20 protein-coding genes are annotated in these 25,100 nt (G+C 41.5%); 19 read left to right on the forward strand and 1 reads right to left on the reverse strand.

Annotated elements, in window-relative coordinates; genetic code table 11:
• Positions 1 to 13 precede the first annotated feature (13 nt).
• The 19 genes from phoU to ACJYYY_RS01245 all read left to right on the forward strand — a co-directional run bounded on the left by phoU (position 14) and on the right by ACJYYY_RS01245 (position 23,007).
• Complete coding sequence (gene phoU / locus ACJYYY_RS01155) at positions 14 to 682, forward strand: phosphate signaling complex protein PhoU (RefSeq protein ID WP_035314367.1); 669 nt, start codon at positions 14 to 16, stop codon at positions 680 to 682.
• Positions 683 to 904: 222 nt separating this feature from the next.
• The gene (locus ACJYYY_RS01160; RefSeq protein WP_035314366.1) at positions 905 to 3,007 is read left to right on the forward strand and encodes a cation-translocating P-type ATPase; all 2,103 of its coding nucleotides are present in this window, start codon (positions 905 to 907) and stop codon (positions 3,005 to 3,007) included.
• 79 nt (positions 3,008 to 3,086) lie between these two features.
• Positions 3,087 to 3,725: an HD domain-containing protein gene (locus ACJYYY_RS01165; RefSeq protein ID WP_035314364.1), complete on the forward strand. Its 639-nt coding sequence runs from the start codon at positions 3,087 to 3,089 to the stop codon at positions 3,723 to 3,725.
• A gap of 1 nt (position 3,726) precedes the next feature.
• Positions 3,727 to 3,978, forward strand: a complete 252-nt coding sequence (locus ACJYYY_RS01170) for a DUF2198 family protein (RefSeq protein ID WP_035314363.1) — start codon at positions 3,727 to 3,729, stop codon at positions 3,976 to 3,978.
• A gap of 495 nt (positions 3,979 to 4,473) precedes the next feature.
• Complete coding sequence (uvrB, locus tag ACJYYY_RS01175) at positions 4,474 to 6,432, forward strand: excinuclease ABC subunit UvrB (protein WP_408869010.1); 1,959 nt, start codon at positions 4,474 to 4,476, stop codon at positions 6,430 to 6,432.
• 14 nt (positions 6,433 to 6,446) lie between these two features.
• Entirely contained in the window at positions 6,447 to 9,311 is a 2,865-nt protein-coding gene (uvrA, locus tag ACJYYY_RS01180) for an excinuclease ABC subunit UvrA (protein ID WP_035314361.1), read from the forward strand.
• Between the two features lie 166 nt (positions 9,312 to 9,477).
• A complete protein-coding gene (locus ACJYYY_RS01185) occupies positions 9,478 to 10,602 on the forward strand; it encodes a DUF4097 family beta strand repeat-containing protein (protein ID WP_035314359.1) in 1,125 nt (374 codons plus the stop codon).
• A 14-nt stretch (positions 10,603 to 10,616) separates the two neighbouring features.
• Entirely contained in the window at positions 10,617 to 10,871 is a 255-nt protein-coding gene (locus tag ACJYYY_RS01190; RefSeq protein WP_051456911.1) for a PspC domain-containing protein, read from the forward strand.
• Between the two features lie 21 nt (positions 10,872 to 10,892).
• Positions 10,893 to 11,243 carry a phage holin family protein gene (locus ACJYYY_RS01195; RefSeq protein WP_035314357.1) on the forward strand — a complete coding sequence of 117 codons (351 nt, stop codon included), beginning with the start codon at positions 10,893 to 10,895 and terminating at the stop codon, positions 11,241 to 11,243.
• A gap of 210 nt (positions 11,244 to 11,453) precedes the next feature.
• A complete protein-coding gene (gene hprK / locus ACJYYY_RS01200) occupies positions 11,454 to 12,386 on the forward strand; it encodes an HPr(Ser) kinase/phosphatase (RefSeq protein ID WP_035314455.1) in 933 nt (310 codons plus the stop codon).
• Positions 12,387 to 12,397: 11 nt separating this feature from the next.
• Positions 12,398 to 13,210: a prolipoprotein diacylglyceryl transferase gene (gene lgt / locus ACJYYY_RS01205; RefSeq protein WP_035314355.1), complete on the forward strand. Its 813-nt coding sequence runs from the start codon at positions 12,398 to 12,400 to the stop codon at positions 13,208 to 13,210.
• Positions 13,211 to 13,344: 134 nt separating this feature from the next.
• Entirely contained in the window at positions 13,345 to 14,862 is a 1,518-nt protein-coding gene (locus ACJYYY_RS01210) for a tetratricopeptide repeat protein (protein WP_408869011.1), read from the forward strand.
• A gap of 56 nt (positions 14,863 to 14,918) precedes the next feature.
• Complete coding sequence (trxB, locus tag ACJYYY_RS01215) at positions 14,919 to 15,875, forward strand: thioredoxin-disulfide reductase (RefSeq protein WP_408869012.1); 957 nt, start codon at positions 14,919 to 14,921, stop codon at positions 15,873 to 15,875.
• A gap of 152 nt (positions 15,876 to 16,027) precedes the next feature.
• Positions 16,028 to 16,981: a uridine diphosphate-N-acetylglucosamine-binding protein YvcK gene (gene yvcK / locus ACJYYY_RS01220; RefSeq protein WP_408869013.1), complete on the forward strand. Its 954-nt coding sequence runs from the start codon at positions 16,028 to 16,030 to the stop codon at positions 16,979 to 16,981.
• Between the two features lie 14 nt (positions 16,982 to 16,995).
• A complete protein-coding gene (gene whiA, locus ACJYYY_RS01225; protein WP_035314349.1) occupies positions 16,996 to 17,955 on the forward strand; it encodes a DNA-binding protein WhiA in 960 nt (319 codons plus the stop codon).
• Positions 17,956 to 17,969: 14 nt separating this feature from the next.
• Positions 17,970 to 18,527, forward strand: a complete 558-nt coding sequence (locus ACJYYY_RS01230) for a glycerol-3-phosphate responsive antiterminator (protein ID WP_408869014.1) — start codon at positions 17,970 to 17,972, stop codon at positions 18,525 to 18,527.
• Between the two features lie 266 nt (positions 18,528 to 18,793).
• Complete coding sequence (locus tag ACJYYY_RS01235) at positions 18,794 to 19,615, forward strand: MIP/aquaporin family protein (protein ID WP_035314347.1); 822 nt, start codon at positions 18,794 to 18,796, stop codon at positions 19,613 to 19,615.
• Between the two features lie 26 nt (positions 19,616 to 19,641).
• Positions 19,642 to 21,135, forward strand: coding sequence for a glycerol kinase GlpK (gene glpK, locus ACJYYY_RS01240; RefSeq protein WP_035314345.1), 1,494 nt, complete (start codon positions 19,642 to 19,644; stop codon positions 21,133 to 21,135).
• A 219-nt stretch (positions 21,136 to 21,354) separates the two neighbouring features.
• Positions 21,355 to 23,007: a glycerol-3-phosphate dehydrogenase/oxidase gene (locus ACJYYY_RS01245; RefSeq protein WP_408869015.1), complete on the forward strand. Its 1,653-nt coding sequence runs from the start codon at positions 21,355 to 21,357 to the stop codon at positions 23,005 to 23,007.
• A 560-nt stretch (positions 23,008 to 23,567) separates the two neighbouring features.
• Here the strand turns inward: ACJYYY_RS01245 and treP are convergent.
• Positions 23,568 to 24,980: a PTS system trehalose-specific EIIBC component gene (gene treP, locus ACJYYY_RS01250; RefSeq protein WP_035314344.1), complete on the reverse strand. Its 1,413-nt coding sequence runs from the start codon at positions 24,978 to 24,980 to the stop codon at positions 23,568 to 23,570.
• Positions 24,981 to 25,100 lie beyond the last annotated feature (120 nt).

The following is a 25,100-nucleotide window of genomic DNA, read 5'->3' on the forward strand; positions in this document are numbered from 1 at the left end:
AGGAGGCAATACTATGAATGGACGTCAATTACTCGATCAAGAAATGAAGAGTTTGCAACAACAACTCTCAGAAATGGGCATGTTGGTCAATGAGAGCATTTTAAAAGCGGGACATGCGTTGATGACTAAAGATGTCGAACAAGCGAATGAAGTCATTGCAGGGGACGAGGTCATCAATGCTAAAGAACTGCAATTAGAACAACATGTGATTGAGGTGATTGCGCTACAACAACCCGTGACGTTGGATTTACGTCGTGTGATTACAATGATTAAAATTAGCGCTGATTTAGAACGGATGGGCGACCATGCCGTTGTGTTAGCGAAAGCGGGACGGTCGGCTGCTAAATATGAATTTGATTTGGATTTAGCGAAAAGCGAAAAAATCACCCAATTATTGAGTGAAGTTTTAACAGAGACGTTGGCCGCTTACCGTGATATGGATGCGAAAAAAGCCCGTGAAATTGCAAGTGCTATTTATACAATTCAACATATTTCCCATCAGTTCGGAAAGGAAATGTTAGCAAAAATAGTTCCTTATCCAGAGCATGTTAAACCGATTTCAAAACTATTTAATGCCATCAAAAGCTATGAACGAATCGGCGCCTATTTATTGAATATTTGTGAATGGGTCATCTATTTAAAAACCGGTGAAATGACTGAGTTAGAAGAAGATGAGGAGTGAATAGCTTTTCCTGTATTTTCGACGGTTAATAATCGACAATTAGGGTAGTTCCAATTGATATCGTTGTAACGACTTTTAAAATAAATTCACAGTTCGTCTTGGTGCACTGCTAATGAGCGGTGTGTCTTTTTTTGTAAAGAAAGGGGGATGGTTTGCCTTTTTAAAGCACGGGTGTTAATATATGAATGAATAATCATATAACCACATAAAGGAGGCAATGACATGACAAAACATCAACTAACAGGCCTTGATTGTGCCAATTGTGCCCGTGAATTAGAACTGGAAATCCGCCGGTTAGACCATGGAGAAACGGCTAACATTAATTATGCTGCCCAAACTTTAACAATCGCTGATACGGTGGATTTAACAGCAGTGAAGCGTATACTGGCAACTGAAGGGGCACAACTAGCAGCGCAGACAGATGCGATGAAACAACGACAACAGCAGCGGCGAGAACTGCTCGTACTCATAAGTGCCGCGCTGATTTTTGTTGCGACATTGAGCTTTCAACAGCACCTATTGAGTGGATTTGTTTTTAGCCTGTATGTGGCAGCTGCTGCTATTAGTGGCTATACGACCTTTATTAGAGGTTTGAAAAACCTACTAGTGTGGCGTTTTACGATTGATACGTTGATGACAATCGCGATGATTGGCGCTTTCTCGATTGGCGAATGGCGTGAAGGGGCGCTTGTGGCGATTTTATTTGGCATCAATGAATACTTAGAAGGGTTCGGTATGCGACGTGCACGTCAATCGATGAACAGTCTGTTGCAGCTAGCGCCAGAGACAGCCACCTTATATAACGATGGTGATGAGCAAGTCGTTGGGCTTGAGTCCTTGAAAATTGACGACGTGGTGATTGTTAAAGCCGGTGAAAAAATGCCGACAGATGGTGTTGTGTTGACGGGATATTGTCATATGAACGAAGCAGCGATTACGGGCGAAGCTTTACCAGTAAAAAAAACTGCCGGTGTCCCCGTATATGGTGGTGCAGTTAACCAAGATGGCACGCTTGTCGTACGCGTTACAAAAAGATATGAAGAATCAGCGATTGCTCGAATTTTCGCTTTGGTGGCAGAAGCGCAAAGTCAACAAACACCTCTTGAGTTAGCGATTGATAAATTCGCAAAAATATACACCCCACTTATTTTAGTGTTAGCGATACTTGTAGTTATTATCCCCAGTCTAATAACGGGTGAGTGGCAGAGTTGGCTCTATCAAGGCTTGGCCGTTTTAATTATCGGTTGCCCATGCGCGCTAGTGCTATCGTCCCCAATCGCTCTGATGGCAGGTATTACCCGTAGTGCAAAAAGCGGTGTCCTTGTTAAAAGTGGAGTATTCTTAGAACAACTAGCCAAAATACAAGAGGTTGTGATGGATAAAACTGGAACTCTGACGAAGGGTGAGTTGGAGGTTAATGCGACTTGGATTGCTGAAAATGCTAATAAGGCAAAGCTATATGGTTTAGTTGTCAAAATGGAAGGTGAGTCGAAACACCCATTGGCAAAAGCCCTTTTAACCGCTGCTTCACAAGAACTGACAACGGAAATTACCGCAGGTTCAGTAACAACACTGGCAGGAAAAGGTCTCCGATTAGAAGTTGCGACCACGCATTATTTCTTGGGAAATAAACGTCTTTTCACACCGGAACACTGGAGCACAACTAGTGAACGAGCGTATGAAGCGATGCTAGCTGACGGTATGACAGTTGCTATTTTAGGTGATGAAACGACGGTCTTAGCCATCTTTGGTATACGTGATCAGCTACGAGAAGAGGCGTCTGAGACCATTACAGCGCTACAAAAAAATGGTGTAAAACGGCTAACGATGCTAACAGGCGATAATGAACAGAGTGCGGCATTGATGTCGGCAGAAGCAGGGCTAACCGATTACCATGCCAACTTATTACCGGAAGATAAGGTTAGCTATATTAAAACAGCGAAAACCACACACACAGTTGCCATGATTGGCGATGGCATTAATGATGCACCTGCGCTTGCTACGGCTGATATTGGCATTGCAATGGGACAAGGGAGCGATGCAGCAATTGAGGTGGCTGACGTTGTTTTAATGCAAAATCACTTGAAACGTTTACCAATTGTACAGGGAATCGCACACCAGGTTCAGCGTGTGATTTATTTCAATATCGGGATTGCACTCAGCCTCAAACTCATCGCTTTGTTGTTAACAATTCCCGGCTGGTTGACCTTATGGTTTGCTATTTTAGCAGATATGGGGGCAACCGTAATCGTGACGCTTCTTAGCTTGTCACTGCTGATACCGGGTGCCGAAGAAAAAACATTACACACTACGGATGAAGCTTGAAATCGTAACAGACCACTACCCTAATGTTGAATAAATGTGATATGATAACAAAAATAACACGACAGAAGGATGTGGGCAGATGGGTATTCATCACTTTTTTGGCAGTTTAGCAGATTTGGAATTAATTGTACGATGTCCAGGCAAATTCAAATATCAACCACATAATGTGGCAGCACATAGCTTTAAGGTAGCTCAAATTGCCCAATTTCTAGGGTTGGTTGAAGAACAAGCCCAACAAGCGATTAATTGGCGGTCGTTATATGAAAAAGCATTAAACCATGATTACTCCGAGTTATTCATCGGTGACATAAAAACACCAGTGAAATATGCCTCGGTGGAACTCCGTGAAATGCTGAGTGATGTCGAAGAAACGATGACGACGAACTTTATTGAAAAAGAAGTGCCCGAACGTTTTCAAGCTGACTTTCAACGCTTCTTTAAAGAAGGCAAGGATGAATCACTTGAAGGGCAGTTGTTAGCAGTGGCCGACAAGGTTGATTTACTCTATGAATCATATGCCGAAATCCAACAAGGCAATAGCGAACCGCTATTTTATGACATTTATGCTGAAGCGCTCGAAACGATTTTGCGATACCGTCATTTAGCATCAGTTACTTATTTCATCGATGAAATCTTGCCAGATGTGCTTACGCAGGATGAGAAAAGTGCCAGTCAACTCATTGCGACAACCTTAAGCTTATTGAAGGCAAATAGCTAAGATGAGTATCGATGTTTTTTTATCCGCACTTATCTTACCATTTTTGATGGTGCTTCTATTGGCAAAAGTTACCTATAGCCGTGTTGTAGCAGTTAGTTTGACGGTAATACTGATTATGACGAGTGCCTTTTTAGGCTATACAACTGGTTTTTTATTAATACTGTTAGACGCTTTTTCAATTACGATGGGGCTTGTCGTTGTCAATTTAATCAAGCATAAAAGAGCAAAAGCAGAACACGATGAGCAGTGCTGACCAGCGTAAAGCCGTGCCTTGTGAGGAGCTAGAAAAAAGGAGTTCAATTCGTCTTAGTCTACAAACTGAAGATAAACGTTGTTCTAGGTCGTTACGACTTGCTCGCTCGGGATTACGTACCATCAGTACGCGCACCGTCACTCGCTCGTCGTGCCTACTAGAACGAAAGTGAAATCAGCTCGTTCAACTTTGAAGATATTGGAATGGAATAGAATAGCGACTATTTCCCGTCGCTACTTTTCCATGAAATATCATAGAAGTTAGCTGATTAAACGAGAGGATATAACAACGTTTCTTTTCAGTCAAGTCATCTTGAAGCCAAAGTCACTTGAACTAACTTTCAAAGTAAAATCAGTTTAATTCGACTTTGTCTACAAGCTGGAGCCCCATAACATTTGTTATGGGGCTTTTTTTGTGAAGGCGAACGTATTTTCGCTTTTTTTGGTCGTTTCTGCTAAAATAACACTATGAATATGTAAAAAAGGGGCGTTAAAAATGGCTAATGAAGCATTTAAACTAGTATCACCGTATCAACCCGCGGGCGATCAGCCACGCGCGATTGAAAAATTAGTCGCTAACCTTAAACAAGGCGTCAAACAACAAACCTTGCTTGGTGCGACCGGAACCGGTAAAACGTTCACGGTATCAAATGTGATTCGTGAAATCAATAAGCCGACGCTTGTAATTGCTCATAATAAAACATTAGCTGGTCAGTTATACAGTGAGTTCAAAGAATTCTTCCCCGATAATGCGGTCGAATACTTTGTCAGTTACTATGATTTTTTTCAACCAGAGGCATATGTACCATCGAAAGATCTATACATTGAAAAGGACTCGAGCGTCAACGATGAAATAGATCAATTGCGACATTCAGCGACCGCCTCATTGCTGGAACGATCGGATACAATTGTGATAGCAAGTGTGTCCTGTATTTACGGTTTAGGCGATCCAAAATCATATTTTGATCGGCTTATTTCATTGCGGGTTGGAATGGAACTCGAGCGTAATACGCTGTTGCGAAAACTAGTCGACATTCAGTTTGAACGCAATGACATTGATTTTCAACGGGGACGTTTTCGTGTCCGTGGCGATGTCGTTGAAATTTTCCCGGCATCACGCAGTGAACGCTGTTATCGGATTGAATTTTTTGGAGATGAGATTGAACGGTTACGTGAAATTGATGCCCTCACCGGTGAAATTATTGGCGAACGTGAACATATGACGATATTTCCAGCGACTCACTTTGTGACAGCGCCTGAAAAAATGGAGCTTGCCTTACAAAACATTCGCACTGAATTAGCTGAACAATTGGCCTATTTTAAAGCAAATGGGAAGCTCCTCGAGGCGCAGCGTCTGGAACAGCGGACTAACTACGATTTAGAAATGCTTGAAGAAGTTGGTTATTGTTCGGGAGTGGAAAACTACTCGCGTCAAATTGAGCTGCGCGCACCGGGCTCAACCCCACATACGTTACTCGATTACTTCCCCGATGATTTTCAAATTATCATCGATGAATCGCACGTGACGATGCCACAAATTCGAGGGATGTATAATGGTGATCAGGCCCGAAAACAGATGCTCGTTGATTATGGCTTTAGACTGCCGTCAACCTTAGATAATCGGCCGTTAAAACTAGCTGAGTTTGAGGAACATGTCAATCAAATCACATACATTTCAGCGACACCCGGCCCGTATGAACTTGAACAAAATCCCGATGTGATTGAACAGATTATTCGACCGACCGGTTTACTTGATCCCGAAGTTGAAGTGCGCCCGATTGAAGGGCAAATTGATGACCTTATCGGCGAAATAAATGCCCGGATTGCAGCGGATGAACGGGTTTTAATTACCACCTTAACGAAGAAAATGTCAGAGGATTTAACCGATTACTTAAAAGAACTGGGCATTAAAGTACAATACCTTCATTCTGAAGTTAAAACAATCGAACGTTTAGAAATACTCCAAGACTTGCGTCGCGGTAAATATGACGTTCTCGTCGGTATTAACTTGTTACGAGAGGGCATTGATATTCCAGAAGTATCACTGGTTGCGATTCTCGATGCAGATAAAGAAGGGTTCTTGCGGTCAGAACGTTCACTGATTCAAACGATGGGTCGAGCGGCTCGTAATGCCAATGGACACGTCCTCATGTATGCCGATCGTGTGACTGATTCGATGACAAAAGCATTAGCAGAAACCGAGCGTCGTCGTATCATTCAGAAGGCTTACAATGAAAAGCACGGTATTACACCAACCACAATTAAGAAAGTGATTCACGACGTGGTCTCAGCCGGCAATACTGACGTTGAAGTGACTGAAAGCGAAGCGGTGACAGAGACACGTTCAGTTGCCGAATTAGAAGAAACGATGAAAGAGGCCGCACGGATGTTAGACTTTGAAACAGCTGCCGCCTTGCGTGATAAAATTATTGCATTAGGCCAAAGCGATGCATAAGGAGGAAAAAGAGAATGGTTAAGCAAAATGAAATTACGGTCAAAGGTGCCCGTGTCAACAACCTGAAAAACATTGATGTTGTGATTCCGCGTGATAAACTCGTCGTTATTACGGGGTTATCAGGTTCGGGGAAATCATCACTGGCATTTGATACCTTATATGCGGAAGGACAACGTCGCTATGTTGAATCGCTGTCTTCTTATGCACGCCAATTTTTAGGGCAGATGGAAAAACCCGATGTCGATATGATTGAAGGTTTATCGCCAGCCATTTCGATTGATCAAAAAACAACGAATCATAACCCACGCTCAACCGTGGGAACAGTGACAGAAATCAATGATTATTTACGGTTGTTATTTGCCCGAGTCGGACATCCAATGTGCCCGACGCACAACATTGAAATTAAGGCACAAACAATTGGTCAAATGGTTGAACGGATTATGCAGTTGCCTGAACGCACACGGATTAGTTTGTTGGCGCCACTCGTGCGCGGTAAAAAAGGTGAACATAAAAAATTGCTACAAGATATTAAAAAAGAAGGTTATGTCCGTGTTCGGGTCGACGGTATCATTTATGATGTCGCTGAAGAAATAACCATTGAAAAGAACAAAAAGCATACGATTGATATTATCGTTGATCGTGTGGTTGTGAAAGAAGGCATTGAAACACGCCTATCGGATTCACTCGAAGCTGCCTTGCGTCTTGCCGACGGTTATGCCGTTATCGATGTAGTTGATGGTGAAGAACTGCTCTTTAGTGAACATTACGCTTGTCCGTACTGTGGTTTTAATGTTGGTGAACTTGAGCCGCGTCTCTTTTCATTCAACGCCCCTTATGGCGCGTGTGAAACGTGTGATGGGTTAGGGCGCACCTTGAAAGCTGATGTCGAACTCGTCATACCAGACATGAATAAAAACTTGCGTGATGGCGCAATTGTAGCTTGGAATCCCATCAGCACAAAGTATTATCCGCAAATGTTAGCCAGTGCCTGTCGTGACTTTAACATTGATATGACTGTCCCTTTTGCTGAACTCGCGGAAGATGATAAAAAACTATTGTTGTGGGGATCGGGTGACCGCTTGTTCCACTTTCATTATACGAATGAATTCGGTAATACGAAAGATGTTGATATTGCGTTTGAAGGCGTCTTGAATAATATTGAACGCCGCTACAAAGAAACAAGCTCTGACTTTGTTCGTGACACGATGCTGACTTACATGGCTGAACAATCTTGTAAAGCATGTAAGGGTTACCGCCTCAATGAGAAAGCACGGTCAGTTAAAATTGCCGATCGTCACATTGGTGAAGTGTGTGAATTAGCAATTTCGGACTCGATTGACTGGATTAAAACGTTAGCATTGAGCGCACAAGATAGCCAAATAGCAGAACCAATCGTGAAAGAAGTGAGCAACCGGTTAGGTTTTTTAGACAATGTCGGCTTGGAATATTTGACGCTTGGCCGCACCGCCGGTACCTTGTCAGGTGGAGAAGCGCAACGAATTCGCTTAGCGACACAAATCGGTTCGAAATTGAGTGGGGTCCTTTATATTTTAGATGAACCATCGATTGGTTTGCATCAGCGTGACAATGATCGCCTCATCCAAACCTTAAAAGATATGCGTGACTTAGGCAACACGTTAATTGTCGTCGAACATGACGAAGATACGATGTTAGCAGCCGATTACTTAATCGATGTAGGTCCAGGCGCAGGTGAACATGGTGGTGAAATTGTTGCTGCGGGTACACCTGAAAAAGTGATGAAGAGTCGTAAATCATTGACCGGGAAATATTTAAGTGGCAAAGCCTTTATTCCGGTGCCGGCAACACGTCGCAGTGGCAATGGCAACTTCCTCACGGTCAAAGGGGCGACGGAGAATAATTTGAAAAATATCAATGTGAGTATTCCGCTTAATACATTCACAGTTGTAACCGGTGTATCAGGTTCGGGTAAGAGTACGCTTGTTAATGAAATTATCCGTAAGTCGCTTTCACGTCAAGTCAATCGGGCCAATGTGAAACCAGGGCAACATAAGAGTATCACTGGAATCGAACATATTGAAAAAGTGATTGATATTAACCAGTCACCAATCGGTCGAACACCGCGATCGAATCCAGCAACATACACCGGTGTATTTGATGATATCCGTGACTTGTTTTCGGTGACAAACGAGGCGAAGGTACGTGGCTATAAAAAAGGTCGCTTTAGTTTTAATGTTAAAGGTGGTCGTTGTGAAGCTTGTCGCGGCGATGGTATTTTGAAAATCGAAATGCATTTCTTGCCGGATGTGTATGTGCCGTGTGAGGTGTGCCATGGAAAACGTTATAATAGCGAAACGTTAGATGTGCATTATCGCGGTAAGAACATCAGTGATATATTATCGATGACGATAGAAGAGGGTGTTGAATTCTTCAAAAACGTCCCTAAAATCGAACGGAAGTTACAGACGCTCGTTGATGTCGGTTTAGGGTATGTACGACTAGGTCAACCAGCCACCACCTTATCAGGTGGTGAAGCGCAACGGGTTAAACTGGCATCTGAGTTACATAAACGTTCAAACGGCAAGTCATTCTATATTTTAGATGAACCGACAACCGGTTTGCATGCAGATGATATAAAACGACTGTTAACAGTGATGCAACGACTTGTTGATAATGGCGATTCAGTGCTCGTAATTGAGCATAATTTAGATGTGATTAAACAAGGCGATTATGTGATTGATTTAGGGCCAGAAGGCGGTGCCGGTGGCGGTCAAATTATCGCGACAGGTACGCCAGAAACAATCTGTGAGGTGAAGGCTTCTTATACAGGGAAATACTTGAAAGCGGTTATGAACCGTGATAAAGACCGTACGAAGGCTAAGGTGAAAACAGTTAAGTAAGTGTCTACAATCTGAGCTCAGTCATGTGACTGAGCTTTTTTTGAGTGAGTCCGAGGTTAAAATCAACCTTTAGACCTATGACAAACGCAGGGCTGTGCGACATAATAAAGGTATAGTAAATAAGGTAACAACACATAGGATTAATAAAGGAAGAGGAGTGACAAAGATGGAAAATGAACGTAAACGCATTTTAGAATTTGTAAAGCAGGGTGTCATTACAACGGAAGAAGCCTTGGTTTTATTAGAAAATATGGCGAAAAAAGAAGGGGTTACGACTGCTGAAGAGAAAATGAACAGCAGCCAGACTGCGAAGCAACAAACCGACAGCAATGAGACAAACACAAGCCAATCGTCACAATGGCAGCAACAAGATAAGACCGTTGAACAGCCAAGTTTGGGCGATCAAGTGGGGAGCTTTGTAACTGATGCGTTCAAACAAATTAAAGAAGCAGCAGTTCCCTTTTTAAAACCAGCACGGATGGAACGTGCGTTCGTGTATCAAAATCCGACTGCCTCAAATATTACCTTGGATGTCTTTAATGGCAATATTACTGTTCGTCAAAGTAAGGATGAGGACCTTCATCTATTTGTTAAAGTGCAAAACTATCAACCATTAAAACAAGAACATATTGAAACATATTTCTTTGAACAAACGAGTCTTGCTTATGATGCCGATAGTTTCACCTTTAAATCACCATCAAAAGGCTTGCGTGTCAGTGTTGAAATCGCCTTGCCGGTGACAACATATGACTTAATTTCATTGAAAACATTGAATGGGACGATTGATATCGCTACTTTACGTTGCAATGATTTATTGGCTAAAACAACCAATGGTAACGTGATCATTGAAGGGTTAGAAGCGACTGATGCTGATATCCAATCAATCAATGGTGAATTACGATTGCACGATGGTCAACTCCGTCAACTTGAAATGACCACGGTCAATGGTCCAATTAATTATACTGGCGAATGTAAGCAAGTCGGCTTGCAAACAAAAAACGGTTCAATTACTGCCCGACTTGAAGGGAACGGTACGGAAGATGCCAACATCAAAACAACTGCGGGTGCGATTAAAGTGAGCTTGCCAAATACAATTGGAATTGATGGTGATTTACGTTCTAATTTCGGTAAGATTCAATTGAATTTAGCCGACTTTGATTTATTGCTTGACGAAAAAGATAAGGTGAAGAAACATAAGTTATTTACGAAAATGCCGTTATCACCAGGGAATGTTACCTTAGTCTGTGATAGCTCGGCTGGAAATATCCAAATCGAAGAATATCGTTCATAAGGAGAGTGCTTACAATGAGAAAAAAATTAATGAAATCAAAAACAGATCGTAAGTTAGCCGGAGTTTGTGGAGGTTTAGCCACTTATTTTAATATTGATGCCACGATTGTGCGTTTGGTTTTCGCCCTTGGTGCGATTCTAGGTTTTGGCTCGCTATTTGTAATATATGTGGTATTATGGTTAGTACTACCTGAAGAAACACCGTCTGATTATTACCGTACAACCGCAAAACAAGCAGACGGGGAACAGGTGTCCAATAAAACATGGTAGATGAAAGGAGTGGGTGCAAAGATGAAATTTATTAGTGGCGTGCTTATTAATGCCGTCTTATTCATCGCCATTGCCGGATTCACTCAAAGTTTTCACGTGGCCTCTATTTGGGTCGCTCTCGGTGCGAGTTTTGTATTAGCCGTATTGAATGTGTTGCTGAAACCAATCTTATTGATTTTAACGTTGCCGATTAATTTTTTAACGTTAGGATTATTTACGTTTATTATCAATGCGTTTCTATTGCAGTTAACCTCGAAAATTATTGGTGGAGATGTCTTTGCCATTGCCTCATTTAGCGTAGCCATTCTAATTGCGATTGTGATGACGCTTGTTAATATGATTGTTGGTTCGGCCTTAAAAAAACAAGGATAATGTAAACAGGTGAAACAGCTAAACTGAACGTCTTTAAATGAAATCAAAGCCGAATGTAAGAACGCTTATATTAAATCTGGCGGACATACGACCTGTATGTCCGTTTTTATTGACGTGTCATTAGTCAGAAAGCGGTTAACATGGTAAACTAAAATAAAACTGTGAAAGAGGTGACAAGGTCACAACGATTTTGTTGGACCGTATACTATGATGGAACCAAGTGTAACTGTACAAGCCTTATTCGAGAATATGCATTTTAAATTAGTGACTGGTGAAAACGGCTTGAATCGCAAGATAGAAGTGAGTGATCTATCGCGTCCAGGTTTAGAATTGTCAGGTTTTATGAATTACTATCCCGAAGACCGGATTCAATTATTTGGTATGGCTGAAACCTCATACTTAGAAAGTCTCTCATCTGCAAAGAAACGCGCCCTGTTTGATAAACTTTGTACGCCGCGGACACCGGCATTTGTAATCGCCCGTAGTTTGCCAGCCCCGACTGAGTTGCTTGAAATTGCAACAGAACGAGGGATACCAGTACTCAGTTCGAAATTAAAAACAACACGTTTATCTGTCTATATTACTAACTTTTTAGAAACTGAATTAGCCCCAATTAAAACAATGCATGGTGTACTCGTTGATATATACGGTATCGGTGTCTTAATCCGTGGGAAGTCAGGCGTTGGTAAAAGTGAAACAGCTTTGGAGCTTGTGCAACGTGGCCATCGTCTGGTAGCAGATGACTCGGTAGAAATTCGTCAATTAGACGGGATTACTTTAATTGGTCGTTCACCTAAATTAATTGAGCATTTACTCGAAATTAGAGGACTTGGCATTGTCAATGTCATGGATCTTTTCGGTGCTGGTTCAGTTCGGCCAGATAAAAAGATTTCGTTAGTTATTGATTTAGAGTTATGGGATGCAGAAAAACAATACGATCGTGTCGGTTTAGAAGAATTGACAACGGCTATTTGTGACGTCCAGGTTCCTAAAATTACAGTGCCGGTTCGCCCAGGTCGTAACTTAGCGGTTATTATCGAAGTCGCATGTATGAACTTTCGTTTGAAACAATTAGGTAATAATGCGGCGCAAACATTTAATGAAAACTTGACCCGCGAAATAAAAAATAAAACGAACAACTAAGAGGTGGAATTATGACAGAAGCACTCAATCCGATTGCTTTTCAACTCGGTGGCTTGGCCATTCATTGGTATGGCATTATTATTGCGTCGGCTGTCGCTATTTCATTTGTCATCACGGTGCCAGAAGCAAAAAAACAAGCGTTTAACTTTGATTATTTTATTGATTTACTCATTTGGGCGATTCCATTAGCGATTGTCTCAGCTCGTATATATTACGTGGCCTTTGAATGGTCGTATTACGGTGCGCACCCAAGTGAAATCATTAAAATTTGGGAAGGTGGCATCGCCATCTATGGCGCCTTGATTGGTGCAATTGTGACGACGCTCATCTTCACACGATTGAAGCATATTTCTTTTTGGCAAGTGGTTGATATTGCCGCGCCAGCCTTGATTATTGCACAAGCAATTGGTCGCTGGGGCAATTTTATGAATCAAGAAGCATATGGCGAAGCGGTTAGTCGTTCCTTTTTAGAAGGTCTCCATTTACCCGCGTTTATCATTAATCAAATGAACATCGATGGTGTTTATCATCAGCCGACGTTTTTATATGAATCACTCTGGAACATTGTCGGTTTCATAGTCTTGCTCCTTATTCGTCGCAGACTGCCGTTGAAGCGTGGCGAAGTGTTCTTAAGCTATGTCATCTGGTATTCGTTCGGTCGCTTTTTTATCGAAGGTATGCGAACCGATAGCTTAATGTTGAGTTTAGTAGGAGTTAACATTCGTATTTCGCAACTATTGGCGCTTATTTTGGTGGTTGGCTGTATCGGTTTATGGGTGTATCGTCGCTTAACGACAAAGCATTTACCTTATTATCGCAATTAACTGGAACAGCCTGGTGGATTTTCATTGCCAGGCTGTTTCGTTTTTGAAACTGCCTATTTACGTTTGATGGACTGAAACGAAGGGTAAAATATGATATACTTACGTACGGAAAAACAATCGAAAGGAGTGCAGATATGCCTGATTCAAAATCAACGCAACTTTATTTTTTGCATCCCACACCAGAATTGTATTTTACAAAAGGGACAAAAGCATTTGAAGCAAATGATTTACCAGCAGCAATTAAATATTTGACGAGAGCAATGGGACTTGCACCTGAAAACACGTTGATCATTTGTCAGTTGGCAATCTGTTACACCGAACAAGCCGATTATGAACAATCAAACGAGTTATTAAATCGCGCCTTGAAGTTAGACTATAAACCATACTTTTATTATTTTATGGCGAATAACTATGCCTACTTAGCTAATTTCAAACAAGCGATTTATTATTCGAGACGCTATTTACAAGCAAAGCCACGTGGTGAATATGCAGCTGTTGCACGTGAACTTTTACGGGTGTTGGAAGAACGGTTTGAGGCCGAAAAAGAAGTTGAAGCCGTTAAGCCGCTTGTGCGTGAGCGCACACCACTTGAACTAGCGCAACAACAGGTGATTGAAACGGTCGATGGCTATTTGCGTGATGGGTATGTCACTAAAGCTATCCGCTACTTAGAACAAGCGAGATTGACCGATGACCTTCCAATCTATGCAATCGAGTTAAGTGTCTTATACAATCGTCAAAATCGGAAAAATGATGCGAAACAGTTATTGAATCAAATTGAGTCACAGTATGAAGGTCATTATTTAGCACGTTGTCAGCGGGCGGTTTCGGCATACTACGAAGGTCAGTGGGACTTATTTAAGACGTATGCAACCGAGTTAGCGACAGTCTATCCGTTCACCAGTCATGAACAGCTTGAAGGTGCGATTGTTAAAACGTTGGCACGCGACTATGCGGGTGCTTTAGCGATGTTTACAAAATTAAATGAAGCGACCGGCTCACATCGGAAATTTTACTTTTATGCATCCAAGGCCGCCTATTATCAAGGGAACGAACCATTATCGAACTATTATTGGCAACAGTTTGGTAACTATGATTATGAAGAACCTTATGCCAATATTTGGTTAACACATTCCCAAAATGAGGCAGTTCATGCCGATGAAGAACAAATGTTGCTTGGCCTGCAAAGTGACAATCAAGTTGAACGTCTATGTGGCTTACTACAGTTAACGCAATCGACCAATAAGATCGAATATATGCATTTTTCACTGCATTTTAGTCCGAATCAATTCAATGATTTGGAAAGAGGTTTTTGTACAACACCAACGACTGCTAAAGGAGAACAACCGTCGTTAGCCGTTGCTAACGGTCAGTTTTCTTTGGCGACTGCGTCTGAACTGATACGAATCGGTTATAACGTTACACGTGAAACATTACCGTTGTATCGACGACTCTTTGCTTATGTTAATGATCAAACCGTACATAAAAGTCATTGTGATACAGTGGAACAACCGCTCTTACTAGCGGCGTTGCTTTATCAGTATAATCAAGCAACAGCTCAGAAAGTAACGAAGCGAGCATTAATGCAACAGTTCGGGGTCTCGCAAAGCCAATTGAATAAATTTATTAAGAAAACACAAGCATATTGTTAGACGGCAATAGCTGAAGTATTTAGTATAGAGATATGAATACCAAGAGGAGGATGACAATGTCAACCGAAGAGAAGATTTATGACGTTATTATAATAGGAGCGGGTCCTGCCGGAATGGCAGCTGCACTTTATGCATCGCGCTCAGAATTGAGCACATTAATGATTGAACGCGGCGTGCCTGGTGGGCAAATGGTCAATACAGCCGAAGTTGAAAACTACCCAGGCTTTGATAATATTACGGGACCTGATTTATCAGTTAAGATGATGGAAGGCGCGAAACAATTTGGCGCTGAATATGCTTATGGTGATATTAAAGGGATTGAAGATCATGATACGTATAAAATTGTCACTGCTGGTAAAAAAAGTTACACTGCGCGAGCGGTTGTGATTGCCACAGGAGCGGAGCATCGTAAAGTTGCTGTTGAGGGCGAAGACGCGTATAGCGGTCGCGGTGTTTCATATTGCGCAGTCTGTGATGGTGCCTTCTTTAAAAACCAAGAATTGATTGTCATTGGTGGGGGCGACTCAGCTGTTGAAGAAGGGACTTACTTAACACGTTTTGCCGATAAAGTAACGATTGTTCATCGTCGTGATAAGTTACGTGCAACACCGTTAATTCAAAAGCGTGCATTTGATAATGAAAAAGTCGATTTCATTTGGAATCATACGATTAAAGCAATCAAAGGCGATGACAAAAAAGTCGGGTCAGTCGTGTTAGAAAATACGGTTGATGGTTCAACCCAAGAAATAGCGGCATCGGGTGTGTTTGTTTATGTCGGTATTATTCCGCTGACAGAACCATTTAAAGATCTCGGCATTTTAAATGAAGAAGGCTATATTAAAACAAACCGTAACATGGAAACAAGTATTCCGGGTATCTTTGCTGCTGGCGATGTGCGCGACACAAACTTACGTCAAATTGTAACAGCTGCAGCAGATGGTGGGATTGCTGGTCAATTTGTACTGAAATATTTAGAAGACTTAGAAGAACGTGAAGCGGCTGAAACTAAATAAGTGCTTACAAAAAACAGGTCATCGTCCATCAACAGACGATGACCTGTTTTTTTGACCATTTTTACTTACAGTTAGCTCTTTATGTGGTATGATATTAAACGGAGCCGGGTGTGTCATTTTACAATAAAAAGATGAGAGCATGGTGCGTATAAATGAGAAAAAGACGAATTGTTATTATTGGTGGCGGGACAGGATTGCCAGTTATTTTAAGAGGGTTACGCCAACATTATTTAGATATTACAGCCGTTATTACTGTCGGTGATGATGGTGGTAGCTCAGGTAAAATTAGAAAGCAAATTGATGTTATTCCGCCTGGCGATATTCGTAACGCCTTGTCTGCTTTATCAGAAAGTGAGAGCAGTATTGCCCGTGTCTTTCAATATCGTTTCCAAAATGATGGTGAGCTAAAAGGACATGTGGTAGGGAACTTACTATTAGCAGCGTTAACCGATATGCATGGGGATGCGCTCGAGGCGATTGCTGATTTGAGCAATATTTTAAACGTAAAAGGGGTTGTGTTACCAGCAACGACGATTCCATTACAATTGCAAGCAGAAATGGCCGATGGCTCAATTGTCTTAGGTGAGTCCAATATTCCAAAAGTGCGGTTACCGATTAAAAAATTGGAGATTGTGCCTGACGACGCCCGGGCATCACAACGGGTAGTAGCTGCGATTAAAGAAGCGGATCTAATTGCTTTTGGTCCAGGTAGTCTGTATACGAGTATTTTACCGAATTTACTGGTGCATGATATAGCAGAGGCAGTTGTTGCGTCGCGAGCAAAAAAAGTATATGTTTGTAACATTTTGACTCAGTTAGGCGAAACCGAAGGGTTTAGCGATGCGGATCACGTACGGGTTTTACACGAGCATGTCGGAGCGAAATTTATCGATCGTATGTTAGTGAATGAAAAGAAAGTGGCACCTGCCCTTATTCATCCTGACGGAGTAAACCAGGTTATGACAGATTTAAAAGGGATGCAAGAGCAAGAAGTTGAACCGTTGTACGATAATTATCTTGACACATCGGATGGTTTTGTCCGACATGACGCCAGTTTAGTGGTTGAAAAATTAATTGCTCTGATTGATAAAAGCCGTCATTCATAAGGAGGGAAAGAACGATGTCTTTTGCATCAGATACAAAAAAAGAAATCACCCAGTTGAGCGTTTCTAATGAAGAAGCGCGAGCGGAGTTGTCTGCGATTATTCGAATGAATGGGACGTTGGCGATTGCAAATGGCATGAGTGTCGTGAATGTGCAGACACAAAATGCGGCGATTGCACGACGGATCTATTCGTTGCTTAAACAAGTCTACAATTTACCGATTGAATTATTAGTCCGTAAAAAAATGCAATTGAAGAAAAACAATGTGTACTTAGTCCGTTTGAAAGTTAATGCAGCGAAAGTATTGGAAGACCTTGAAATTACGAAAGGTAGTTTTATGTTCTCCGATGAGTTGCCACACTTTTTAAACGGTAATTCGTTATATGAGCGGTCTTATTTACGTGGTGCTTTTTTGGCAAGTGGGTCGGTTAATAATCCCGATAAGACCTCGTATCATATGGAAATCATGACCTTGTATAAAGAGCATGGTGAAGCTTTACGAGACTTATTGAATCATTTTGATGTCAACGCCCGTATTTTAAGCCGTAAAAAGGGCTACATCGTTTATTTGAAAGAGGCCGAAAAAATTACGGACTTCCTCAATTTAATTGGAGCCCATGTGGCGCTAATGCGGTTTGAAGATGTCCGCATTTTACGAGATATGCGCAACTCAGTCAATCGTTTAGTCAACTGTGAAACAGCCAATCTAAATAAAACGATTAGTGCGGCTGTTCGACAAATAGATAATATTAAATACATTGCCAACACGGTAACGGTGGAAGCTCTGCCAGATAAATTACGAGAAATTGCCTTACTCCGTGTCAAATATCCGGATGTATCATTGGCGGAATTAGGTGACATGTTATCAACGGGTCCAATTAGTAAGTCGGGCATTAATCACCGCCTACGAAAACTTGATCAAATTGCAAATCGTCTGAAAGCGGGCGAAGAATTAAAAGATATTGTATTCAAGTAAAACGGAGGTGCCAGATGTTTAACAATCAGAAGATATTACCAGCGGTGAGAACGATGAAAGAATTTGATCGGATGCTCAAAACATCATTTGAGTACGGCGTTATTTTAAATGTTCATATTAACATGCTCGCAAGTCTGGTTGACTATGCGAATCGTTCAGGCAAAAAGATGTTTTTACATGCTGACTTAGTGAGCGGTCTTAAAACCGATGAGGCAGGAACAGAATTTCTCTGTCAAACGATTAAACCGTATGGTATTATTTCAACAAAAGGCAGTGTTGTTACTACCGCAAAACAAAAAGGGGTGGTCGCAACCCAACGCGCGTTCATTCTCGACTCAAGTGCCTTGGAACGAAGCATTAATATTATAAGCAAGACGAACCCTGATTATGTTGAAGTGCTCCCTGGTGTGATTCCGAAGGTAATTCGAACTGTAGTCGAACAAACGGGTAAACCTGTTTTTGCAGGAGGGCTGATTGATACAGCCGAAGAAGTTGAGGCAGCATTAGCCGCGGGAGCATCGGCTATTACAACTTCTAATTATAAATTATGGGATTTATATGATAAAAAGTAACTATTTATAAAAAAATCCGCTTTTGTGACAGAAATTTGTCAGAAACGATTGACAACGCTTACATGCTGTTTTATACTAAGGTTAAGTTAATGGAAACGTGATGAGACGATGAGATCTGCGGGAAAAACCTAATCTATTAGGTTGTTTTACTGCGGATTTTTTTGCGGGTGTTTTGGCGGAATTGCTATTATAACTACATAGAACCCAGTCGCGTAGCTTATCAAAACGATAAGTTCTAAATCCCATTACATACACGAGGAGGTATCATTATGGATACGAGTATAGGATTACAGTTTTTAGGCGAAATTTTAGGAACGTTTATCTTGATTTTATTTGGTGGCGGCGTTGTAGCAGGTGTCGTACTAGATAAAACAAAAGCAACTGGTGCAGGCTGGGTCGTCATTACAATTGCTTGGGGTCTTGCAGTTGCGATGGGGGCATATGTATCGGGTTACTTAAGCTTAGCACATTTAAATCCAGCGTTAACAATTGGGTTGGCAGCAGCTGGAAACTTCCCTTGGGCTGATGTGCCTGCTTACGTTGGTGGTCAATTTATCGGTGCCTTTTTAGGCGCAACAGTCGTGTGGTTACATTACTACCCACACTGGAAAGCAACAAAAGATCAAGGTGCTAAATTAGGTGTCTTTGCAACTGGTCCTGCTATTCGTCACTATACATCAAACGTTTTTGGTGAAGTTGTTGGTACATTCGCACTTGTATTCGGTATTTTATCTTTCGGTGCTAATGTCAATATTGGTGCAGGTTATAACCCATTAATCGTTGGGGCGTTAATCGTTGTTATCGGTATGTCACTTGGTGGTACTACTGGTTATGCACTTAACCCTGCTCGTGACTTAGGACCTCGTATTATGCATGCGCTTTTACCGATTTCAGGTAAAGGTGGATCTGATTGGGCGTACGCTTGGGTACCTGTGATTGGACCTTTATTAGGAGCAACAATCGCAGCGACAGCGTACAAAGCGATTATTAACCATGAAGTAAGTGCTTGGTTATTCGTTAGTATCATTGTTTTAGTTATCGTTGAATTCATCGCAATGTCAGCTGATAAAAAAGCAGGAAACAACTAAATCGTTATTAAAGGAGAGAGAAAATGATGGAAAAAAAATATATCTTAGCAATTGACCAAGGAACAACAAGTACACGGGCAATGCTTTTAAACAAACAAGGTAAAATTTTAGGAACAGAGCAACGCGAATTCACACAACATTTCCCTGAATCAGGTTGGGTAGAACACGATGCCAATGAAATTTGGAGTAGTGTGTTAGCAACAATGTCAGGTGTATTAGTTAAAACAGGCGTTAACGCACAAGAAATTGCTGGTATTGGGATTACAAACCAACGTGAAACAGCGGTTGTTTGGGATAAAGCGACAAGCAAGCCAATCTATCATGCGATTGTATGGCAATCACGTCAAACTGTCGATATTTGTACAGACTTAAAAGCCAAAGGTTACGAAAAAATGGTAACTGACAAAACAGGTTTGTTACTTGACCCTTATTTTGCAGGAACAAAAGTACGTTGGATTTTAGATCATGTCGATGGTGCGCAAGAACGTGCTGAAAAAGGTGAGTTAGCCTTCGGTACAATTGACACATGGTTGATTTGGAAATTAAGTGGCGGTAAAGTACACGTTACCGATTACTCAAATGCAAGCCGTACGTTAATGTACAATATTTACGACCTTAAATGGGATGAAGAATTGTTAGAAATGTTAAATGTACCAGCTGCAATGTTACCTGAAGTACATGATTCTTCACATGTATACGGACACACTGTGGGTTACCACTTCTTCGGTCTCGAAACACCAATCGCTGGTGTGGCAGGGGATCAACAAGCGGCGTTATTCGGCCAAGGTTGTTTCGAAAAAGGTATGGGTAAAAACACTTATGGTACCGGTGGTTTCTTATTAATGAACACTGGCGACAAAGCAATTAAATCACAAAATGGTTTGTTAACAACACTTGCATGGGGCATCAACGGTAAAGTAAGTTATGCACTTGAAGGTAGTATCTTTGTGGCTGGTTCAGCCTTACAATGGCTACGTGATGGTTTACGTATGGTTAAGACAGCGCCTGAAACAGAAGAATATGCGACGCGTGTCGATTCAACTGAAGGTGTGTACGTTGTACCGGCCTTTGTAGGTCTTGGTGCACCTTACTGGGATGCTGAAGCGCGTGGAGCAGTCTTTGGTTTAACACGTGGAACAACAAAAGAACACTTTATCCGTGCGACGTTAGAATCATTAGCATACCAAACACGCGATGTTATCGACAGCATGGAAAAAGATTCAGGTATTAAACTTGAAACACTACGTGTCGATGGTGGTGCAAGTGCGAATAACTTCTTAATGCAATTCCAAAGTGATTTATTACAAGTTCCAGTTGAACGCCCAGAAAACAAAGAGACAACTGTTTTAGGAGCAGCCTTCTTAGCTGGTTTAGCTGTTGGTTTCTGGAAAGATAAAGAAGAAATCAACCAATACTGGAGCTTAGAACATAAATTTGAACCAGTTGCTGGAACTGAAAAAGAAGAGTTGTTATATGAAGGCTGGCAAAAAGCGGTTAAAGCAACACAAGTCTTTAAATAATCACAAGTTGTACAATGATTTAACACTTTACGAACATTTTCGCTTAATTGATGAGAATACTTGTTAAAAATGCTGAATTATGATACACTTGTGTCAAGTTAATAAATTGGTCGGAGATTCCGAGAGACTGCACAAGTTTAGTTCAATACTAAGCATTCGTGCAGTCTCTTTCTTTTTATGAAATCTGTGGCTAAATTAAGATAGAGGGAGTCGATAAGCATGTCTGTTAAATTTTCAGGATTAGATCGTCAAAGTAAATTAGATAAACTTACGTCAGAAGAATTTGATATTTTAGTAATCGGTGGAGGAATTACTGGTGCTGGTATCGCTTTAGATGCTGCCACTCGTGGGATGAAGGTAGCGGTAGTCGAAATGCAAGATTTCGCTGGTGGAACATCAAGTCGTTCAACTAAATTAGTGCACGGTGGTTTACGTTACTTAAAACAATTACAAATTGGTGTCGTAGCTGAAGTTGGTCGCGAACGTGCGATTGTATATGAAAATGGTCCTCATGTAACAACACCTGAATGGATGTTATTACCGTTTCATAAAGGCGGTACTTTCGGTTCATTTACAACATCAATCGGCTTGCGTGTGTATGATTTCTTAGCACAGGTGAAAAAAGGCGAACGTCGTATTATGTTATCACCTTCTGAAACATTAAAAAAAGAACCACTTGTTAAAAACAAAGATCTTAAAGGTGGCGGTTACTATGTTGAGTACCGTACGGATGATGCGCGTTTAACAATTGAAGTTATGAAAGCTGCCATCGCTAAAGGCGCCTTGGCAATCAACTATGTAAAATCAAATAACTTTATTTATGACGATAATCGTCAAATTATCGGTGCTGATATTACGGATGTTGAAACAGGTACTGCTTACAAAGTAAGTGCAAAACAAGTAATCAATGCTGCAGGTCCATGGGTTGATGAAGTTCGTGGTAAAGACTACGCTAAAAACAATAAACAACTTCGTTTAACGAAAGGTGTTCATATTGTCTTTGATCAATCAGCTTTCCCGTTACATCAAGCAGTTTACTTCGATACACCGGATAAACGGATGGTGTTTGCGATTCCGCGTGATGGTAAAACATATGTCGGTACAACAGACACAGTATATGAAGCAGATAAATTACATCCAAAAGTAAACAAAGCAGATCGTGATTACATAATTGAAGCGATTCATTACATGTTCCCTAAAGTTAACATCACAAAAGATGATGTTGAATCAAGTTGGTCAGGTGTACGTCCACTGATTTTTGAAAAAGGGAAAGATCCTTCAGAAATTTCACGTAAAGATGAAATTTGGGAAGCTGAAAGTGGCCTCTTAACAATTGCTGGTGGTAAATTAACGGGTTACCGTAAAATGGCAGAAAACATTGTCAATGTCGCTGTTAAACGTATGCCAAACCGTGGATTTAGTGAAAAAACACAAACAGAACATTTACCGATTTCTGGTGGTGATGTTGGTGGTTCGAAAGCGTTTGCTGGTTTCGTGGCTAAAAAAGCGAAAGAAGCTGTTAACTTCAACTTAACTGAAGAAGAAGGCCGTTACTTAGCAGATAAATATGGTACAAACGTTGATACACTCTTTGCTTATGCAAAAGCATCTAACGAAGCAGATATTGCACCAGTTGTTGATGCGCAATTAATGTATGCGATTGAACATGAAAGTGTTGTACGTCCAGTCGATTTCTTCGTTCGTCGTACAGGTTCAGTATTCTTTAACGTTAAATGGGCACAAAAATGGGAAGCTGCCGTTGTTGCTAAAATGACGCGTATCTTCGGTTGGACACCTGCGCAAGTTGAAGAATATACACATGATTTAGACGTTGAAATTAAAGACTCGATCAAACCGGTTGATGAAGATTAATCGTTTGTAATAAATTATATTTGTTGTTCACTTTTCCGAGATGACAACCTAAAGCCCGCTAAACAATTGTTTAGCGGGCTTTTATGATGCTTGGAGCGGTGAAGAAGCTGCGTTCATCTGTCAGACAAATGCTTGCAACGGGAAATAGTTGCAGACCTTTTATCTTCCAATATCTTCGAAGTTGAACGAGCTGCTGTCACTTTTGTTCTTCCAGTTCCATCAGCTAACTTCTGGGATATTTCAGCTAAAAGGCAGCGACCGGAAATAGTCGCAGACCTTTTATCTTCCAATATCTTCGAAGTTGAACGAGCTGCTGTCACTTTTGTTCTTCCAGTTCCATCAGCTATAGGCTGTCTAAATTTCGCCTTTTCGTTTCGACACAGATAGCCGAATACTCAAAGCCTCCAATTTAGTTGCCTATGACGAGCTGCTGTCACTTTTGTTCTTCCAGTTCCATCAGCTATAGGCTGTCTAAATTTCGCCTTTTCGTTTCGACACAGATAGCCGAATACTCAAAGCCTCCAATTTAGTTGCCTATGACGAGCTGCTGTCACTTTTGTTTATTTCCCTCTTTGGAATTTTGAAAAGACTAATGTTAAGACAAAGGGAATTACAATTGCGAGTAACATTCCTAAGGCGAAGATTGCCCAACCGGGTTTCATAATCGAAACAATGCCTGGTAAACCACCGACACCGATGCTAAAGGCTTTTACCTTTGCGATGGTGATGATACAACCCGCGAGACCCGCTCCGATAATGGCAGCGTAGAACGGATAGCGATAGCGTAAGTTAACACCGAAGAGGGCAGGTTCAGTCACTCCGAGAGAGGCAGTTAAGGCTGCTGTTCCGGCTAATGATTTGTCTTTTTGGCGTTTGAACACAAAGACCATCGCAAGGGTTGCGGCGCCTTGTGCTAAGTTTGACATGACAAGGATTGGCCATAAGAAAGTACTGCCTGTTGAGCCAATCAATTGTAAGTCGACGGCGAGGAAGAGATGGTGCATGCCGGTAATAACGAGGGGAGCGTATAAGAGGCCATAGATGAAGCCGCCTAGTCCAGGGGCAACGTTGAAAATGTTGACGATGCCATCTGTAATGAGGCCCGCGATAAACATTGTCACCGGTCCGATAATGATGAATGAGAGGATGCCTGTGACCAATAACGCGATAGGTGCCACCAATAATAAGTGGAAGGCTTCTTTGATGTGTTTCTTTAAGAAAAGTTCAATCTTAACGAGAACGTAAGTAGCCGCTAAAATCGGGAGCACCTGTGCTTGGTAACCGACTTTCTCAATTTCCCAACCAAAGAGATTCCAATGAGGAACTTCCCCCGCTAAACGCGCATCAGCAAGGCCATAGGCATTGAGGAGCGACGGGTTGACGAGCACTAATCCAAGTACGATTCCGAGCAGAGGATTTCCACCGAATTTTTTACTGGCAGACCAACCGACTAAGACGGGGAGAAAAGCAAAGGCAGTACTGGCGATGATGTTAATCATGTCAGCAACTCCGGCCCATTGTGGATAAGCCTCGATTATAGGCTGCTTCATAAAGATATCAGGGCCAGTAAGAAGGTTATTAATGCCGAGTAGTAAGCCGGCAGTGATGATGGCAGGGAGGATAGGGACAAAAATATCAGCCAAGCCTAAGAGGGCTCGTTGTAGCCAATTTTGTTTTTTTGCAGAGGCATGCTTAACGTCAGCTTTAGTTGTTTCTTTATCGACGCCTGTTAACTCAGCAAAGGTTGCGAATACTTTTTCGACAGTACCGGTACCGATAATGACTTGAAACTGGCCGTTAGCAGAGAACGAACCTTTCACGACATCAATCTCATCGAGCGCAGCTTCGTCGACGAGGGTGTCGTCCTTTAAAACTAAACGTAAACGTGTGACGCAGTGACTAGCGGTTTGAACGTTTTCTTTACCGCCGACCGCTGCAATGATTTTTTGTACTTCTTCTGGAGTATATGACATGTTCTTTCACCTCAATCTTTAGATTTTTGTAAGCGAATACATCTTTCTGAAAGGTTGTTGCGTTAATTAACAAAATCATCGTAACATGTATATACAAGTTAGTCAAATGGCAAAAAAAAA

Source organism: Brochothrix campestris (assembly GCF_046058945.1).
GTDB lineage: Bacteria > Bacillota > Bacilli > Lactobacillales > Listeriaceae > Brochothrix > Brochothrix campestris.

Bases quoted from the DNA above. Each gene is read 5' to 3' on its own strand.
- phoU (WP_035314367.1), top strand. From the start codon at position 14: ATGAATGGACGTCAATTACTCGATCAAGAAATGAAGAGTTTGCAACAA.
- ACJYYY_RS01160 (WP_035314366.1), top strand. From the start codon at position 905: ATGACAAAACATCAACTAACAGGCCTTGATTGTGCCAATTGTGCCCGT.
- ACJYYY_RS01165 (WP_035314364.1), top strand. From the start codon at position 3,087: ATGGGTATTCATCACTTTTTTGGCAGTTTAGCAGATTTGGAATTAATT.
- ACJYYY_RS01170 (WP_035314363.1), top strand. From the start codon at position 3,727: ATGAGTATCGATGTTTTTTTATCCGCACTTATCTTACCATTTTTGATG.
- uvrB (WP_408869010.1), top strand. From the start codon at position 4,474: ATGGCTAATGAAGCATTTAAACTAGTATCACCGTATCAACCCGCGGGC.
- uvrA (WP_035314361.1), top strand. From the start codon at position 6,447: ATGGTTAAGCAAAATGAAATTACGGTCAAAGGTGCCCGTGTCAACAAC.
- ACJYYY_RS01185 (WP_035314359.1), top strand. From the start codon at position 9,478: ATGGAAAATGAACGTAAACGCATTTTAGAATTTGTAAAGCAGGGTGTC.
- ACJYYY_RS01190 (WP_051456911.1), top strand. From the start codon at position 10,617: ATGAGAAAAAAATTAATGAAATCAAAAACAGATCGTAAGTTAGCCGGA.
- ACJYYY_RS01195 (WP_035314357.1), top strand. From the start codon at position 10,893: ATGAAATTTATTAGTGGCGTGCTTATTAATGCCGTCTTATTCATCGCC.
- hprK (WP_035314455.1), top strand. From the start codon at position 11,454: ATGGAACCAAGTGTAACTGTACAAGCCTTATTCGAGAATATGCATTTT.
- lgt (WP_035314355.1), top strand. From the start codon at position 12,398: ATGACAGAAGCACTCAATCCGATTGCTTTTCAACTCGGTGGCTTGGCC.
- ACJYYY_RS01210 (WP_408869011.1), top strand. From the start codon at position 13,345: ATGCCTGATTCAAAATCAACGCAACTTTATTTTTTGCATCCCACACCA.
- trxB (WP_408869012.1), top strand. From the start codon at position 14,919: ATGTCAACCGAAGAGAAGATTTATGACGTTATTATAATAGGAGCGGGT.
- yvcK (WP_408869013.1), top strand. From the start codon at position 16,028: ATGAGAAAAAGACGAATTGTTATTATTGGTGGCGGGACAGGATTGCCA.
- whiA (WP_035314349.1), top strand. From the start codon at position 16,996: ATGTCTTTTGCATCAGATACAAAAAAAGAAATCACCCAGTTGAGCGTT.
- ACJYYY_RS01230 (WP_408869014.1), top strand. From the start codon at position 17,970: ATGTTTAACAATCAGAAGATATTACCAGCGGTGAGAACGATGAAAGAA.
- glpK (WP_035314345.1), top strand. From the start codon at position 19,642: ATGGAAAAAAAATATATCTTAGCAATTGACCAAGGAACAACAAGTACA.
- ACJYYY_RS01245 (WP_408869015.1), top strand. From the start codon at position 21,355: ATGTCTGTTAAATTTTCAGGATTAGATCGTCAAAGTAAATTAGATAAA.
- treP (WP_035314344.1), bottom strand. From the start codon at position 24,980: ATGTCATATACTCCAGAAGAAGTACAAAAAATCATTGCAGCGGTCGGC.